The organism is Streptomyces sp. JH002, from assembly GCF_050916115.1.
GTDB lineage: Bacteria > Actinomycetota > Actinomycetes > Streptomycetales > Streptomycetaceae > Streptomyces > Streptomyces xiamenensis.
Window position 1 is genome coordinate 1,195,310 of record NZ_CP087989.1, and the last position, 11,510, is coordinate 1,206,819.

At 72.4% G+C, this 11,510-nt stretch carries 14 protein-coding genes; 4 read left to right on the forward strand and 10 right to left on the reverse strand.

Going from position 1 to position 11,510, the window contains the following annotated elements:
- Positions 1–35: 35 nt before the first annotated feature.
- The 3 genes from H7827_RS05045 to dut all read right to left on the reverse strand — a co-directional run bounded on the left by H7827_RS05045 (position 36) and on the right by dut (position 1,679).
- The gene (locus H7827_RS05045) at positions 36–317 is read right to left on the reverse strand and encodes a DUF6343 family protein (RefSeq protein ID WP_200363608.1); all 282 of its coding nucleotides are present in this window, start codon (positions 315–317) and stop codon (positions 36–38) included.
- A gap of 92 nt (positions 318–409) precedes the next feature.
- Positions 410–1,165: a DUF3710 domain-containing protein gene (locus H7827_RS05050; RefSeq protein WP_030730329.1), complete on the reverse strand. Its 756-nt coding sequence runs from the start codon at positions 1,163–1,165 to the stop codon at positions 410–412.
- Between the two features lies 1 nt (position 1,166).
- Complete coding sequence (dut, locus tag H7827_RS05055) at positions 1,167–1,679, reverse strand: dUTP diphosphatase (protein WP_386533737.1); 513 nt, start codon at positions 1,677–1,679, stop codon at positions 1,167–1,169.
- A 92-nt stretch (positions 1,680–1,771) separates the two neighbouring features.
- On the opposite strand from dut, the gene H7827_RS05060 reads away from it, so the two are divergent.
- Complete coding sequence (locus H7827_RS05060) at positions 1,772–2,221, forward strand: DUF3093 domain-containing protein (protein ID WP_174864336.1); 450 nt, start codon at positions 1,772–1,774, stop codon at positions 2,219–2,221.
- A gap of 21 nt (positions 2,222–2,242) precedes the next feature.
- Here the strand turns inward: H7827_RS05060 and H7827_RS05065 are convergent, their stop codons facing one another.
- The 3 genes from H7827_RS05065 to H7827_RS05075 form a co-directional block, all read right to left on the reverse strand.
- Entirely contained in the window at positions 2,243–2,539 is a 297-nt protein-coding gene (locus tag H7827_RS05065) for a DUF4193 domain-containing protein (RefSeq protein WP_030730311.1), read from the reverse strand.
- 292 nt (positions 2,540–2,831) lie between these two features.
- Positions 2,832–4,145 carry a sensor histidine kinase gene (locus H7827_RS05070; protein ID WP_386533733.1) on the reverse strand — a complete coding sequence of 438 codons (1,314 nt, stop codon included), beginning with the start codon at positions 4,143–4,145 and terminating at the stop codon, positions 2,832–2,834.
- Positions 4,146–4,150: 5 nt separating this feature from the next.
- Positions 4,151–4,804, reverse strand: a complete 654-nt coding sequence (locus tag H7827_RS05075; RefSeq protein WP_386533730.1) for a response regulator transcription factor — start codon at positions 4,802–4,804, stop codon at positions 4,151–4,153.
- A gap of 339 nt (positions 4,805–5,143) precedes the next feature.
- Between H7827_RS05075 and H7827_RS05080 the strand changes: the two genes are divergently transcribed.
- The gene (locus H7827_RS05080; RefSeq protein WP_386533727.1) at positions 5,144–5,314 is read left to right on the forward strand and encodes a hypothetical protein; all 171 of its coding nucleotides are present in this window, start codon (positions 5,144–5,146) and stop codon (positions 5,312–5,314) included.
- 126 nt (positions 5,315–5,440) lie between these two features.
- Here H7827_RS05080 and H7827_RS05085 read toward each other — a convergent pair whose 3' ends face one another.
- Positions 5,441–6,259: an inositol monophosphatase family protein gene (locus tag H7827_RS05085; RefSeq protein ID WP_376046852.1), complete on the reverse strand. Its 819-nt coding sequence runs from the start codon at positions 6,257–6,259 to the stop codon at positions 5,441–5,443.
- Positions 6,260–6,287: 28 nt separating this feature from the next.
- Positions 6,288–7,415, reverse strand: coding sequence for a ferrochelatase (locus H7827_RS05090; protein ID WP_432743012.1), 1,128 nt, complete (start codon positions 7,413–7,415; stop codon positions 6,288–6,290).
- A 473-nt stretch (positions 7,416–7,888) separates the two neighbouring features.
- On the opposite strand from H7827_RS05090, the gene sepH reads away from it, so the two are divergent.
- Positions 7,889–8,875: a septation protein SepH gene (gene sepH, locus H7827_RS05095; RefSeq protein WP_386533718.1), complete on the forward strand. Its 987-nt coding sequence runs from the start codon at positions 7,889–7,891 to the stop codon at positions 8,873–8,875.
- A 216-nt stretch (positions 8,876–9,091) separates the two neighbouring features.
- Here the strand turns inward: sepH and H7827_RS05100 are convergent, their stop codons facing one another.
- Positions 9,092–9,910, reverse strand: coding sequence for a sulfurtransferase (locus tag H7827_RS05100; RefSeq protein WP_432743014.1), 819 nt, complete (start codon positions 9,908–9,910; stop codon positions 9,092–9,094).
- A gap of 129 nt (positions 9,911–10,039) precedes the next feature.
- Between H7827_RS05100 and H7827_RS05105 the strand changes: the two genes are divergently transcribed.
- Positions 10,040–10,831: a VOC family protein gene (locus H7827_RS05105; RefSeq protein ID WP_386541177.1), complete on the forward strand. Its 792-nt coding sequence runs from the start codon at positions 10,040–10,042 to the stop codon at positions 10,829–10,831.
- Here H7827_RS05105 and H7827_RS05110 read toward each other — a convergent pair.
- Entirely contained in the window at positions 10,828–11,502 is a 675-nt protein-coding gene (locus H7827_RS05110) for a thymidine kinase (protein WP_386541178.1), read from the reverse strand. The two genes, H7827_RS05105 and H7827_RS05110, sit on opposite strands and share 4 nt — an antisense overlap.
- Between the last annotated feature and the right edge of the window lie 8 nt (positions 11,503–11,510).

Here is an 11,510-nt window from a genome sequence, read left to right on the forward strand (position 1 = left end):
CGGCCGGGCAGGTGGGTGGGGCGTGGTGCGGGTGGTCAGCGGCGGGCGGCGCGCTCCTCGCGTCTGCGGCGCCTGATGATCAGCAGGTCGAGGAACGCGATCAGGGTCAGGACGCCGCAGACGACCGCCAGGGTGATGAGCGCGGGGCGTCCCGGGCTGGAGCCGGAGGTGGAGTTGCCGGCCCAGATCGCGAACAGCACGGTGGCCGCGGCGAACACCGGGATGAAGATCGTCGACAGCAGCTGGCGCAGCGGCAGATCGCTTTGGGCGGTGACCGGCTCGGTGCCGGAGCGCCGCCGCGGATCGCGGTTGTCCATGGTTCGGCCTCCTCGCAGTCCCGTGGCGGGTACCCGCGAGGAGGCCGGTGACACGGACGTCCGCGGCCTCGGCCCGGCCGTCGGACCAGGCCCTAGCGGACCTCGGAGATCTCCGGGCCGCGGCGCAGGTGGTCGAGGCCGCCGGCGAAGCGGGAGGTCTCGGTGGGCTCGCCCGCCGGCTCCTGCTTGACGCCGTCCGGCACCATCTGGGCGTTCTCCGGCAGCTTGAGGACGATCGGGTCGCGCGGAGCCATCGGGCCGTCGCCGCGCGCCACGACCGTGTCGCGGAAGATCTGCTCCAGGACCCCGGCGGCCTGCGGCTGCACGGCACCCTGGCCGGAGATCACGCCGCGCAGGAACCAGCGGGGGCCGTCCACGCCGACGAACCGCACGGTCTGCATGCCGCGCTTGCCGTCGGGCAGCTGGACGGGCACCTGCGCGCGCAGTTCCCAGCCCAGCGGGCCCTCGGTCTCGTCGATGACGCCGCCCTGCTGGGTGATGCCGGAGGCGATCTCCTCGCGGACCTCGGACCAGATGCCTTCCCGCTTGGGCGCGGCGAACGCCTGGAGCTGGACGGCGCTGTCCTTGAGGACGACGGTGGCGGCGACGATGGCGTCCCCGGCGACCTCGACCCGCAGCTCCATGCCCTGGACACCGGGGACGTACAGACCGCCCAGGTCGACCCGGCCCTCGGCGGGGCTGCCGACCTCGCTCAGATCCCAGGGCCCCTCGGGGCGGGGCGCGGGCTCCAGCTTGACCCGCCGCACCTCGGCCTCGTCGGGTGCCTCCTGCGCGGTCGCCTCGACCGCGTCCTCGGGCTCCTCGTTCTTGCGACGACGTCCGAACACGTCACTGTCCTTTCCGGCCGGCGATCCCGCCGGAGCCGACCGCAGCATAGGGGTTGTCCAGGCCGGAATGACCGCCCGTGGAGCCGAAACCCCCCGTGGCACGTACGGATTCCGGCAGCTGATCGACCTCGTGGAACCGCACGGTCTCGACCCGCTGGACGACCAGTTGTGCGATGCGGTCGAATCGTTCGAACCGCACGCTCTCCCGCGGATCGAGATTGATCGCGATGACCTTGATCTCACCACGGTACCCGGCGTCGATGGTGCCGGGGGAGTTCACCATGGACACCCCGCACCGGGCGGCGAGACCTGAACGTGGGTGCACGAAGGCCGCGTACCCCTCGGGGAGGGCCAGGGAAACCCCGGTGGGCAGGACGGCACGCTCGCCGGGGGCCAGTTCCGCGGGCTCGGTGGTGACCAGGTCGACGCCCGCGTCCCCGGGGTGCGCCCGGGAGGGGATCGGGACCTCCGGATCGATACGCCTCAGGGGGATGTCCAGGGCGGCTGGGTTCACAGGGTCACCTCGGGGAGGGTACGGCGAGCACTCACGGTGCAGACCCTACCGCCGCCCGCGACCGCCGGTGGCTGCCTGCCATGCTTGGCCGTATGAAGCCGTACGACGAACGACTGACCGTGCCCCGTTCCTGGTGGCTGATGGCCGCCGGGGTGGTGGCACTGCTGGCCATCTCGCTGCTTCCGCTGGGCACGGCGGGGCTCATCGCCGGTCTGGTGGTGGGGGTTGCGGTGGCGGGGGTGGCGCTGAGCAGCTACGGGGCCGCGCGGATCCGGGTGGTGTCCGGTGCACTGGTGGCGGGCGATGCCCGGATTCCGCTGTCGGCCCTGGGTGAGGCCCGGGCGCTCGACGCCGATGAGGCGCGCGAGTGGCGCACCCATCGTGCGGATGCCCGGGCTCATATGCTGCTGCGCGCCTACATCCCCACGGCGGTCCGGGTCGAGGTGACGGACCCCGAGGACCCGACGCCGTATCTCTATCTGTCGACCCGGCGGCCGGATCGACTCGCCGCGGCGCTTTCGGCCCGCCCGGACGTGGCCTGACGCCTGGGTCCGGGCGGACACTCACTCGCAGTCGCGGCAGATCGGCTGACCGTTGCGCTCACTGGCGAGCTGCGAACGGTGGTGCACCAGGAAGCAGCTCATGCAGGTGAACTCGTCGGCCTGCCGCGGCAGCACCCGGACGGACAACTCCTCGTTGGAAAGGTCCGCTCCGGGCAGCTCCAGGCCCTCGGCCTGCTCGAACTCGTCGACGTCGACCGTGGAGGCCGACTTGTCGTTCCGCCGGGCCTTGAGTTCCTCGATGCTGTCTTCGTTGACATCGTCATCAGTCTTGCGTGGACTGTCGTAATCCGTAGCCATGATTCTCTCCCCCTCTGGGTTCTGTGGTCTCTCCAGCGCGGTAACGCGGGAGGGTCGAACTTTGTGCCCGACCCGAGGCGGAGATTTTGCCTCACATCAAGTCCTGTTACTCAATCGACACCCGATCGAACGCCTGAAGAGGTGATCATCTCCGCCCGCCGACCGGGCTCAGGGCAGCGGACAAGCCAGTAATAACCGCCGCTATCCCCGAAAAATGGGGCTTGCTTATGCGATATATCACATATGGCTTATTTCCGCTCAATGCCGACCGAGATCCCGCCCGTGCATGATCTCAGACCGGCAGGGTCACCCGCATCACGAGCCCCCCACTCTCCCGGGGCACGGCCACCACATGGCCGCCGTGTGCCCGGGCCACCGAGCGGACGATCGACAGGCCGAGCCCGACTCCCTTGTCGCTGCCGGTGCGGTCCTTGCCGAGCCGCCGGAAAGGCTCGAACATATTATCGACCTCATAGGCGGGCACCATCGGCCCGCTGTTCTCGACGATCAGCACCGCCTGTCCCGGCCGGGCTTCCGTGTCCACCCGGACCCAGCCGCCCTCGGCGAGATTGTGCCGCACCGCGTTCTGCAGCAGGTTCAGCGCCACCCGCTCCAGCAGCACGCCGTTGCCCTGGACGTACACCGGGGGCCGTACCCCCGACAGCTCCACGCCCTTGGCCTGCGCCTCGCCACGGGTCTGCTCCAGCGCCTGTCCCGCCACCTCGGCGAGGTCCACCGGCTTGCGCTCCACGATCTGGTTGTCGCTGCGGGCCAGCAGCAGCAGGCCCTCCACCAGCTGCTCGCTGCGCCGGTTGGTGGCCAGCAGCGTGTTGCCCAGCTGCACCACCTCGGGAGACGCCTGCGGATCGGAGAGCTGCACCTCCAGCAGTGTGCGGTTGATCGCCAGCGGGGTGCGCAGTTCGTGCGAGGCGTTCGCGACGAACCGCTGCTGGGCGGTGAAGGCCCGGTCGAGGCGGTCCAGCATCTCGTCGAAGGTGTCCGCCAGCTCCTTCAGCTCGTCGTCCGGACCGTCCAGCTCGATCCGCCGGTGCAGATCCGACCCGGCCACCTGACGGGCGGTACGGGTGATCCGGCCCAGCGGGGACAGCACCCGCCCGGCCATCACGTAGCCGAACGCGAACGCCGCCACCGCGAGCCCCAGCAGCGCCATCAGTGACCGCCGCAGCAGCGCCTTGAGCGCCACGTCCCGCTGGATGTCCACACAGCCCGACAGCCAGTCCTTGAACTGGTCGCTGGTGACGTTCCCCGAGATCCCCTGGCAGGAGTCGGAGGTGATCTGCACCCGGGTGTCGCTGGTGATCAGGAACGGCAGCGCGTTCCCCTTGTGCAGTGCCTCGGCCGCCAGCAGATAGATGATCGTCAGCAGCAGCATCCCGGCGAACAGGAACATCCCGCCGTACAGCAGCGTCAGCCGGATCCGGATCGTGGGCCGCAGCCAGCTGCGCTGCGGATCGGCCTCCGGCGGGTCGAAGTCGGGGCGGGGCGGCGCGGTCGGCCGTCTGGGCGCCGGACGGCCGGAGGCGTACGGCGGCTGGGAGGGTGGTGGCGGTGGCGGCGGGGAGGAGGGCGAGGAAGCGGCGGCCATGGCGGTCAGATCCGGTATCCGGCGCCCGGCACGGTGGTGATCACCGGAGGCTCGCCCAGCTTGCGCCGCAGGGTCATCACCGTCACCCGGACGACATTGGTGAACGGGTCCGCGTTCTCGTCCCAGGCCTTCTCCAGCAGTTGCTCGGCGGAGATCACCGTGCCCTCGCCGCGCATCAGGACCTCCAGCACGGCGAACTCCTTGGGCGCCAGATGGATCTCCCGGCCGTCCCGGAAGACCTCCCGGCGGTTGGGGTCGAGCCGGATGCCGGACTGCTCCAGCACCGGCGGCAGCGCGGCCACCGAACGGCGCCCCAGCGCCCGCACCCGGGCCACCAGCTCGGTGAAGGCGAACGGCTTGGGCAGATAGTCGTCCGCCCCCAGTTCCAGGCCCGACACGCGGTCACTGACGTCGCCCGAGGCGGTCAGCATCAGCACCCGGGTGGGCAGCCCGAGCTCCACTATCCGCCGGCACACGTCGTCGCCGTGCACCAGGGGCAGGTCGCGGTCCAGGACGACCACGTCGTAGTCGTTGAGATCGATGCGCTCACCGGCCGCGGCGCCGTCGTACACCACGTCCACCGCCATGGCCTCCCGGCGCAGCCCGGTGGCCACCGCGTCCGCGAGCAGTTGCTCGTCCTCCACGACGAGTACGCGCACGTCCTTGATCCTTCCCTCGCACAGCCCCGACGGGACCCCGACGGGGCTCCCCGCTCCATCCTGCCTCGCCCGCCGGTAAACCGGTGGTAAGGGAACCCGGCCGCCCCCGGTGGCACGCGGGCGACCCGCGGGCGAATCCGGGATGGCCTCCGGGCGGCGCGAGGACTTTTCCGGGGGCACAGGTTTCCGGGCGGCGGGCGCCGGGGAAAAGCCCTCCAACCCCGCGATCACCCCCTGCAGGCAGCAAGCCCACGCGTGCTGCTGACCGGTCGGGCCCGCTGTGACCGCACCCACTCGGCACCTCCCCAGTGCCGCCGATCGAAGACGAGGGGGCGCATCATGGACGCGTTCACCGCTGGAATCCTGCAGCGCATCGAGAGCACCGAGTCCGATCTGTACCACGCTCGCGCGGCAGGAGATGTGTTCACCGTGGATGTCGAGCAGGCCGAGCTGGACGACCTTCGCCGGCTGGCCGCGGAACACGGTGTGCAGGTCGGCTCCGCCGTCTGACATCGGACAGGGCGAGGGCCCCGGGAGCTGCTGCTCCCGGGGCCCTCGTTCGTGCCGGTGCCGCACGGGTGACGCTGACGGTGACCGTACGGCTGCCCCGTGCCGGTGAGGGCCGGTCCCACGGGCTCAGTCGTGCCAGGCGCCCAGTTCCTCCAGCAGCGGCTGGAGCAGGTCGAAGACCGCCGGGGTGGCCGCCACCGTGAGCTCGCCGTCCGGGCCCTGCCCCGGTCGTCCGCCGGTACGGGCGCCACTCTCCCGGGCGATCAGGTCACCGGCCGCCAGGTCCCAGGGGAACAGGCCGCGCTCGTAGAACCCGTCGAGCCGGCCGCCGCCGACATCGCACAGATCGATGGCCGCGGAGCCCGAGCGCCGGATGTCGCGGACCTGCGGGATCAATCGCTGGGCCAAGGCGGCCTGAGCGGTGCGCACGGCGGTCACGTAGTTGAACCCGGTGCCGATCAGCGCCTGTTCGAGCGGGGCCGCCGGACGGCAGTACATCTGTTCGGGGTTGTTCCCGGTGCGCACCCGGAAGGCGCCACCGCCCCGTACCGCGTAGTACGCCTCGCCGCGCATCGGCGCCTCCACGGCGGCGGCCACCACCTCGCCGTCCAGCTCGGCGGCGATGGACACCGCCCACTGGGGCAGCCCGTAGAGGTAGTTGACGGTTCCGTCCAGCGGATCGATGATCCAGCGCACCCCGCTGGTGCCGGTGCTGGTGCCGCCCTCCTCACCGAGGAAGGCGTCCTCGGGCCGGTGCTCGGACAGATAGCCGGTGATCAGCTTCTCCGCGGCGATGTCCATCTCGGTGACCACGTCGATGGGGCTGGACTTGGTGGCGGCCACCCCCAGATCGGCGGGCCGCCCGTCCCGCAGCAGCAGACCGGCGCGCCGCCCGGCCTCCCGGGCGAGGGCGAGCAGTTCGGTCGGGGACACGGACTCGGGCATGGGCCGGGGCTCCTTGGTGGGTCGGTGATCAGGCATAGGGGCTGTCGGCTCCCGCGGCGGCCGGGCGCGGGGTGCGGGCGGCGCAGCAGCCGACCGGGCACAGGTCGTGGCCGGGGCCCAGCGTGCCGAGCGCGCAGCGCCGCGGGGCCTCCCCCCGCTCGGTTGCGGCCCGCTCCAGCACCAGGTCGCGGACGCCCTCGACGAACCGGGGGTCGGTGCCGACGGTGGCGGAGCGCACGGCGGGCAGGCCAAGCTCCGCGGCGACCGCCAGCGCCTCGGTGTCGAGGTCGTACAGGACCTCCATGTGGTCGGAGACGAACCCGATCGGCACCATCACCACGGCGGGGGCACCCTTGCCGTGCAGGGTGCGCAGGTGGTCGCAGATGTCCGGCTCCAGCCAGGGGATGTGCGGGGCGCCACTGCGGGACTGGTAGACGAGCTCCCAGTCGCGGGTGACGCCGGTGCGTTCGGCCACGGCGTCGGCGATCCAGCGGGCGGCGTCCAGGTGTTCGGCGACGTAGGCGCCGCCCGGGCCGTGCCCCCCGGGCGGGCCCGAGGTGTCGGCGGCCGCGGTGGGAATGGAGTGGGTGCTGAAGGCGAGGACGGCCCCGTCCCGCACCCCGGCGGGCAGCGCGTCCAGGGCGGTGAGCACCCCGTCGGCCATGGTCTCCAGGAAACCGGGGTGGTTGTAGTACACCCGCAGCTTGTCCACGCGCGGCAGCTCCAGGCCCTCCTCGGCGAGCGTGCCCAGCGCGGCGGCGAGGTCCTCGCGGTACTGGCGGCAGCTGGAGTACGAGGAGTAGGCGCTGGTGGCCAGGGTGAGCACCCGGCGGTGGCCGTCCCGGACGATCTCGCGCAGGGTGTCGGTCACGTAGGGCGCCCAGTTGCGGTTGCCCCAGTAGACCGGGAGGTCCAGGCCGTGGGCGGCGAAGTCGGCGCGCAGCGCGGCCAGCAGGTCGCGGTTGTGGCCGTTGATCGGGCTGACGCCGTCGAAGAGGTGGTAGTGGGCGCCGACTTCGGCCAGCCGTTCGCGGGGGATGCCGCGGCCCCGGGTGACGTTCTCCAGAAACGGCAGTACGTCGTCCGGGCCCTCCGGACCGCCGAAGGAGAGCAGCAGCAGGGCGTCATAGGGGCGGGGGTCGGTCGCGCGATCCATGCACCCGATCCTGCCACCCACCCGGCAGGATCGGGGGCCGAGGTTCCCCCGGGTGCCGCACAACGGTGTACTCCACCCGGGAAGACGGGGGACGGCCGGCGGGACCGGCCGCGCGGGCCATCCGATTTCACCGTCTTGGAGTGGATGACATCCGGAATGCCATGTTTTGCTCGGCGACCAACTCCCTTGTCCCGGGAGAACTTCCACGGCGCGGCGCCCCACTCCCATGGCCCAAATGGAGTAGTGTGAACATTCCTGGCCTCAGCTGCTGTCCGGACCGCTCGGATCGCCACATCCGCGCCGGTCACCACACGTGGCAAAGTGGTGACTGTGCCACAACGGACGTGTCGGGCCGTGGCCCGACACGCCGGGCGGGTCGGCAAGGTTGTGGCAGGCTGCACCCGGGCAGGTCACACTCGTCCAGCGGGAGCAGCGACGTACGTGACGTCGGCAGGCACCACCGGGAGGTCCTCGTGCCCGAACTGCGTGTCGTGGCCGTGAGCAATGACGGCACACGTCTGGTGCTCAAGGCTGCCGACAACACGGAATACACCCTGCCGATCGACGAACGGCTGCGCGCCGCGGTGCGCAACGACCGGGCGCGGCTGGGGCAGATCGAGATCGAGGTGGAGAACCACCTCCGCCCCCGGGACATCCAGGCCCGCATACGAGCCGGGGCCACGGCGGAAGAAGTGGCCCAGCTCGCCGGCATCCCGGTGGACCGGGTGCGGCGCTTCGAGGGTCCCGTGCTGGCCGAGCGCGCCTTCATGGCGGAGCGCGCCCGCAAGACCCCCGTACGGCGGCCCGGCGAGAGCGCGGGGCCGCAGCTGGGCGACGCGGTCGCCGAGCGGCTGATGCTGCGCGGCGCGGACAAGGACGCGGTGCGCTGGGACTCGTGGCGCAGGGACGACGGCACCTGGGAGGTGCTGCTGGTCTACCGGGTTGCCGGGGAGATGCACTCCGCGAGCTGGATGTACGACCCGCCGCGCCGGCTGGTGCAGGCCGTGGACGACGAGGCGCGGGCCCTGCTCGGCGAGAGCGAGGATCCGCCGGAGCCCAGCACCCCGTTCGTGCCGCGGATCGCGCGGCTCCCCCGGGAGGGCAGTGCCCCGCCCCGGCAGCAGCCGGAGAGCGAGCCGGACTCGCTGACCAGCCTGCTGGAGGCGGTGCCGAGCTTCCGCGGCGATCTGGTGGTGCCCGAGCTGACCTCGGGCACCGAGGACCCGCCGCTGGAGGCCGAGGCCGAGGAGACGGCCGTGGAACCGGCGGCCCCGGCGGCGAGCGCCGGTTCGGCGTACGCGGATGTGCTGATGCCACGCACGGTGGCCGGTCACCGCGACCGGCTGACGGGCAGCACGGACCGGCAGGCGGAGGCGGACGGCGTCCGCCCGGGCCGCCGGGCGGCCGTCCCCAGCTGGGACGAGATCGTCTTCGGCACCCGCCGCAAGAAGAAGGACTGACCGGGGCGGGCGGTCTGTCCCCCGGACAGGCCGCCCGTTGCACCGGTACCGACGGCGCGTAGGGGGTACGGGGGCCGTGCAGAGCCGTGCCGACCCATCCCGTTGGCGCTGCGGCCGGGATCCGCTGGCGCCGGCCGTCCGTCGACCGCGACCGGTGGCACCTGCGCCGCACGGTGCCGCGGCCGGGCGACGCCCCAGGCGGACCTGCCACCGTGCTCAGCCGGGGAGCGGGCCCGTCGCCACCGGGCGGGCGGGGTCGGCCGTCCACGCGCTCCAGGAGCCGGCGTACAGGGCGGCCTCGACGCCCGCGGTGGCCAGGGCCAGCACCGTGTGCGCGCCCGAGACCCCGGAGCCGCAGTAGACCCCCACCGCTGTGCCGTCCGCCGCGCCCAGGGCCGCGAAGCGCTCCCGCAGTTCCCGGGGCGCGCGCAGCAGCCCCGAGGCCGCCACGTTCTCGGTCGTCGGCGCCGACACCGCGCCGGGGATATGGCCTCCCACCGGGTCGATCGGTTCCACCTCGCCGCGATACCGCTCCCCCGCCCTGGCGTCCAGCAGCACTCCCTCGCGGGCCAGCCGGGCGGCGCCCTCCGCGTCCAGCAGCGGCAGCCCGCCGGGACGCGGCGTGAAGTCGCCGGGGGTCGGTCGCGGCACCTCGCGCGTCAGCTCGCCCTCCCAGGCGGCGAGCCCGCCGTCCAGCACCCGCACCCGCGGATGACCGGCCCAGCGCAGCAGCCACCAGGCACGCGCCGCGGCCCAGCCCTGCCCGCCGTCGTACACCACCACCGGCCGGTCCGCCCGTACCCCAGCCCGCCGCATCGCGGCGCCGAAGTCCGCCGGGTCCGGCAGCGGATGCCGCCCGCCGCTGCCCGCCGGCCCCGCCAGCTCGGTGTCCAGGTCCACGTACACCGCGCCCGGCAGATGTCCGGCCTCGTAGGCGGGCCGTCCGGGCGGTCCGCCCAGTTGCCAGCGCACATCGAGCAGGGTGGGGGTGTGAAGGTCTGCGGCGAGCTCCGTCGCCGTGATCAGCACGCTCATACGGCCATTCTCGCGCCCATCAGGCATGGCGAGGCGCCATAGCGGTAGGGACCTTGATCAGGGGACACTGGAAGTGAGCGGCACCGGCGTACGCCGGACCGCATCGATGAGGGTCACAAGGAGACGAGCATGACCGTAGGAACGCCGCCACCGAGACCGGGTACCCCGTGCTGGGCCAGTCTGATGGTGCACGACCTGGCAGGCAGCCAGGAGTTCTACCGGAGCCTGTTCGGATGGGAGTTCGAGGAAGGGCCCCAGCAGCTGGGCCTGTATGTCCGGGCGCTGCACGAGGGGCGTCCGGTCGCCGGGGTCGGGGAGATCGCCGCCGATCTCCGGCGTCCGTCCGCCTGGCTGCCGTACATCGCCACCGGCAACGCCGACGCCACCACCGCCATGATCCGGGACTGCGGCGGGACGCTGGCGGTCGGGCCGATGGACGCCCAGCAGGTCGGTCGGCTGGCCATCGCCGCGGATGTGTGCGGCGGCGCGTTCGGCATCTGGGAGGGGCGCACGTACCACGGTGCGCCGTTCCGGGAGACCCCGGGCGCCCCGGCCTGGACGGAGCTGATCACCCCGGAGACCTCGCTGGTCAGCAAGTTCTACTCGATGGTCTTCGGCTATGAGGCGGTGCCCACCCAGGCACTGCCCGCGGGCTCGGACCACCTGACCCTGCGGCTCGACGGCCGCTCGGTGGCCGGGATCGCCGGTGTGGGCTCCGACCTGCCGCACGACCGCGGGCCGCACTGGATGACGTACTTCTCGGTGCGCGACATCGACCGGGACGCGGTGCGGGTCGGCGAACTGGGCGGGCGGCTGCTGAAGGAGCCGCACGACACCCCGTTCGGGATCGTGGCGGCGGTGGAGGACCCGGAGGGCGCGCCGTTCGCCCTGGTGGACCCGAGCCGCCGGAAGAACGGCTAGCGACTGCCGGTGTGGGCGCTGTCGACCGGAAGGACCTCGGGAGACAGCGCCCCCGCGCCGGCCGTGGCCGCGGTCAGGCGGCGCCGGTGATGGCGCCGGCACAGCACCTCGTAGCCGATCTCGCCGCGCGTCCCCGCCGGGTCGCCGACGTCACCGACCACCACCTGGGCGCCCTCGATCACCATCCGGCCGCCCACCGTACGGGCGTTGTGGGTGGCTCTGGCGCCGCACCAGCACAGCGCCTCCACCTGGAGCACCTCCACCCGGTCCGCGAGCTCGATCAGCCGCTGCGAGCCGGGAAAGAGCCGGGTGCGGAAGTCCGTGGTGATGCCGAACGCGAAGACGTCGATGCCCAGATCGTCCACCACCCGGCCCAGCTGGTCGACCTGGTCCGGGGAGAGGAACTGGGCCTCGTCCGCGATCACGTAGTCGACCCGGCCACCGGCCGTGAGGTGCTTCACCAGATGCACGTGGAAGTCGAACTTCTCGTCCGCCTCGACGGCGTCCGTCACCAGACCGAGCCGGGAGGAGAGCCGCCCCTCCCCCGCCCGGTCGTTGCGGGTGAAGATCATGCCCGACAGCCCGCGCGCGGACCGGTTGTGCTGGATCTGGAGTGCGAGCGTGCTCTTCCCGCAGTCCATCGTGCCGGAGAAGAAGGCGAGTTCAGCCACGGATCAGT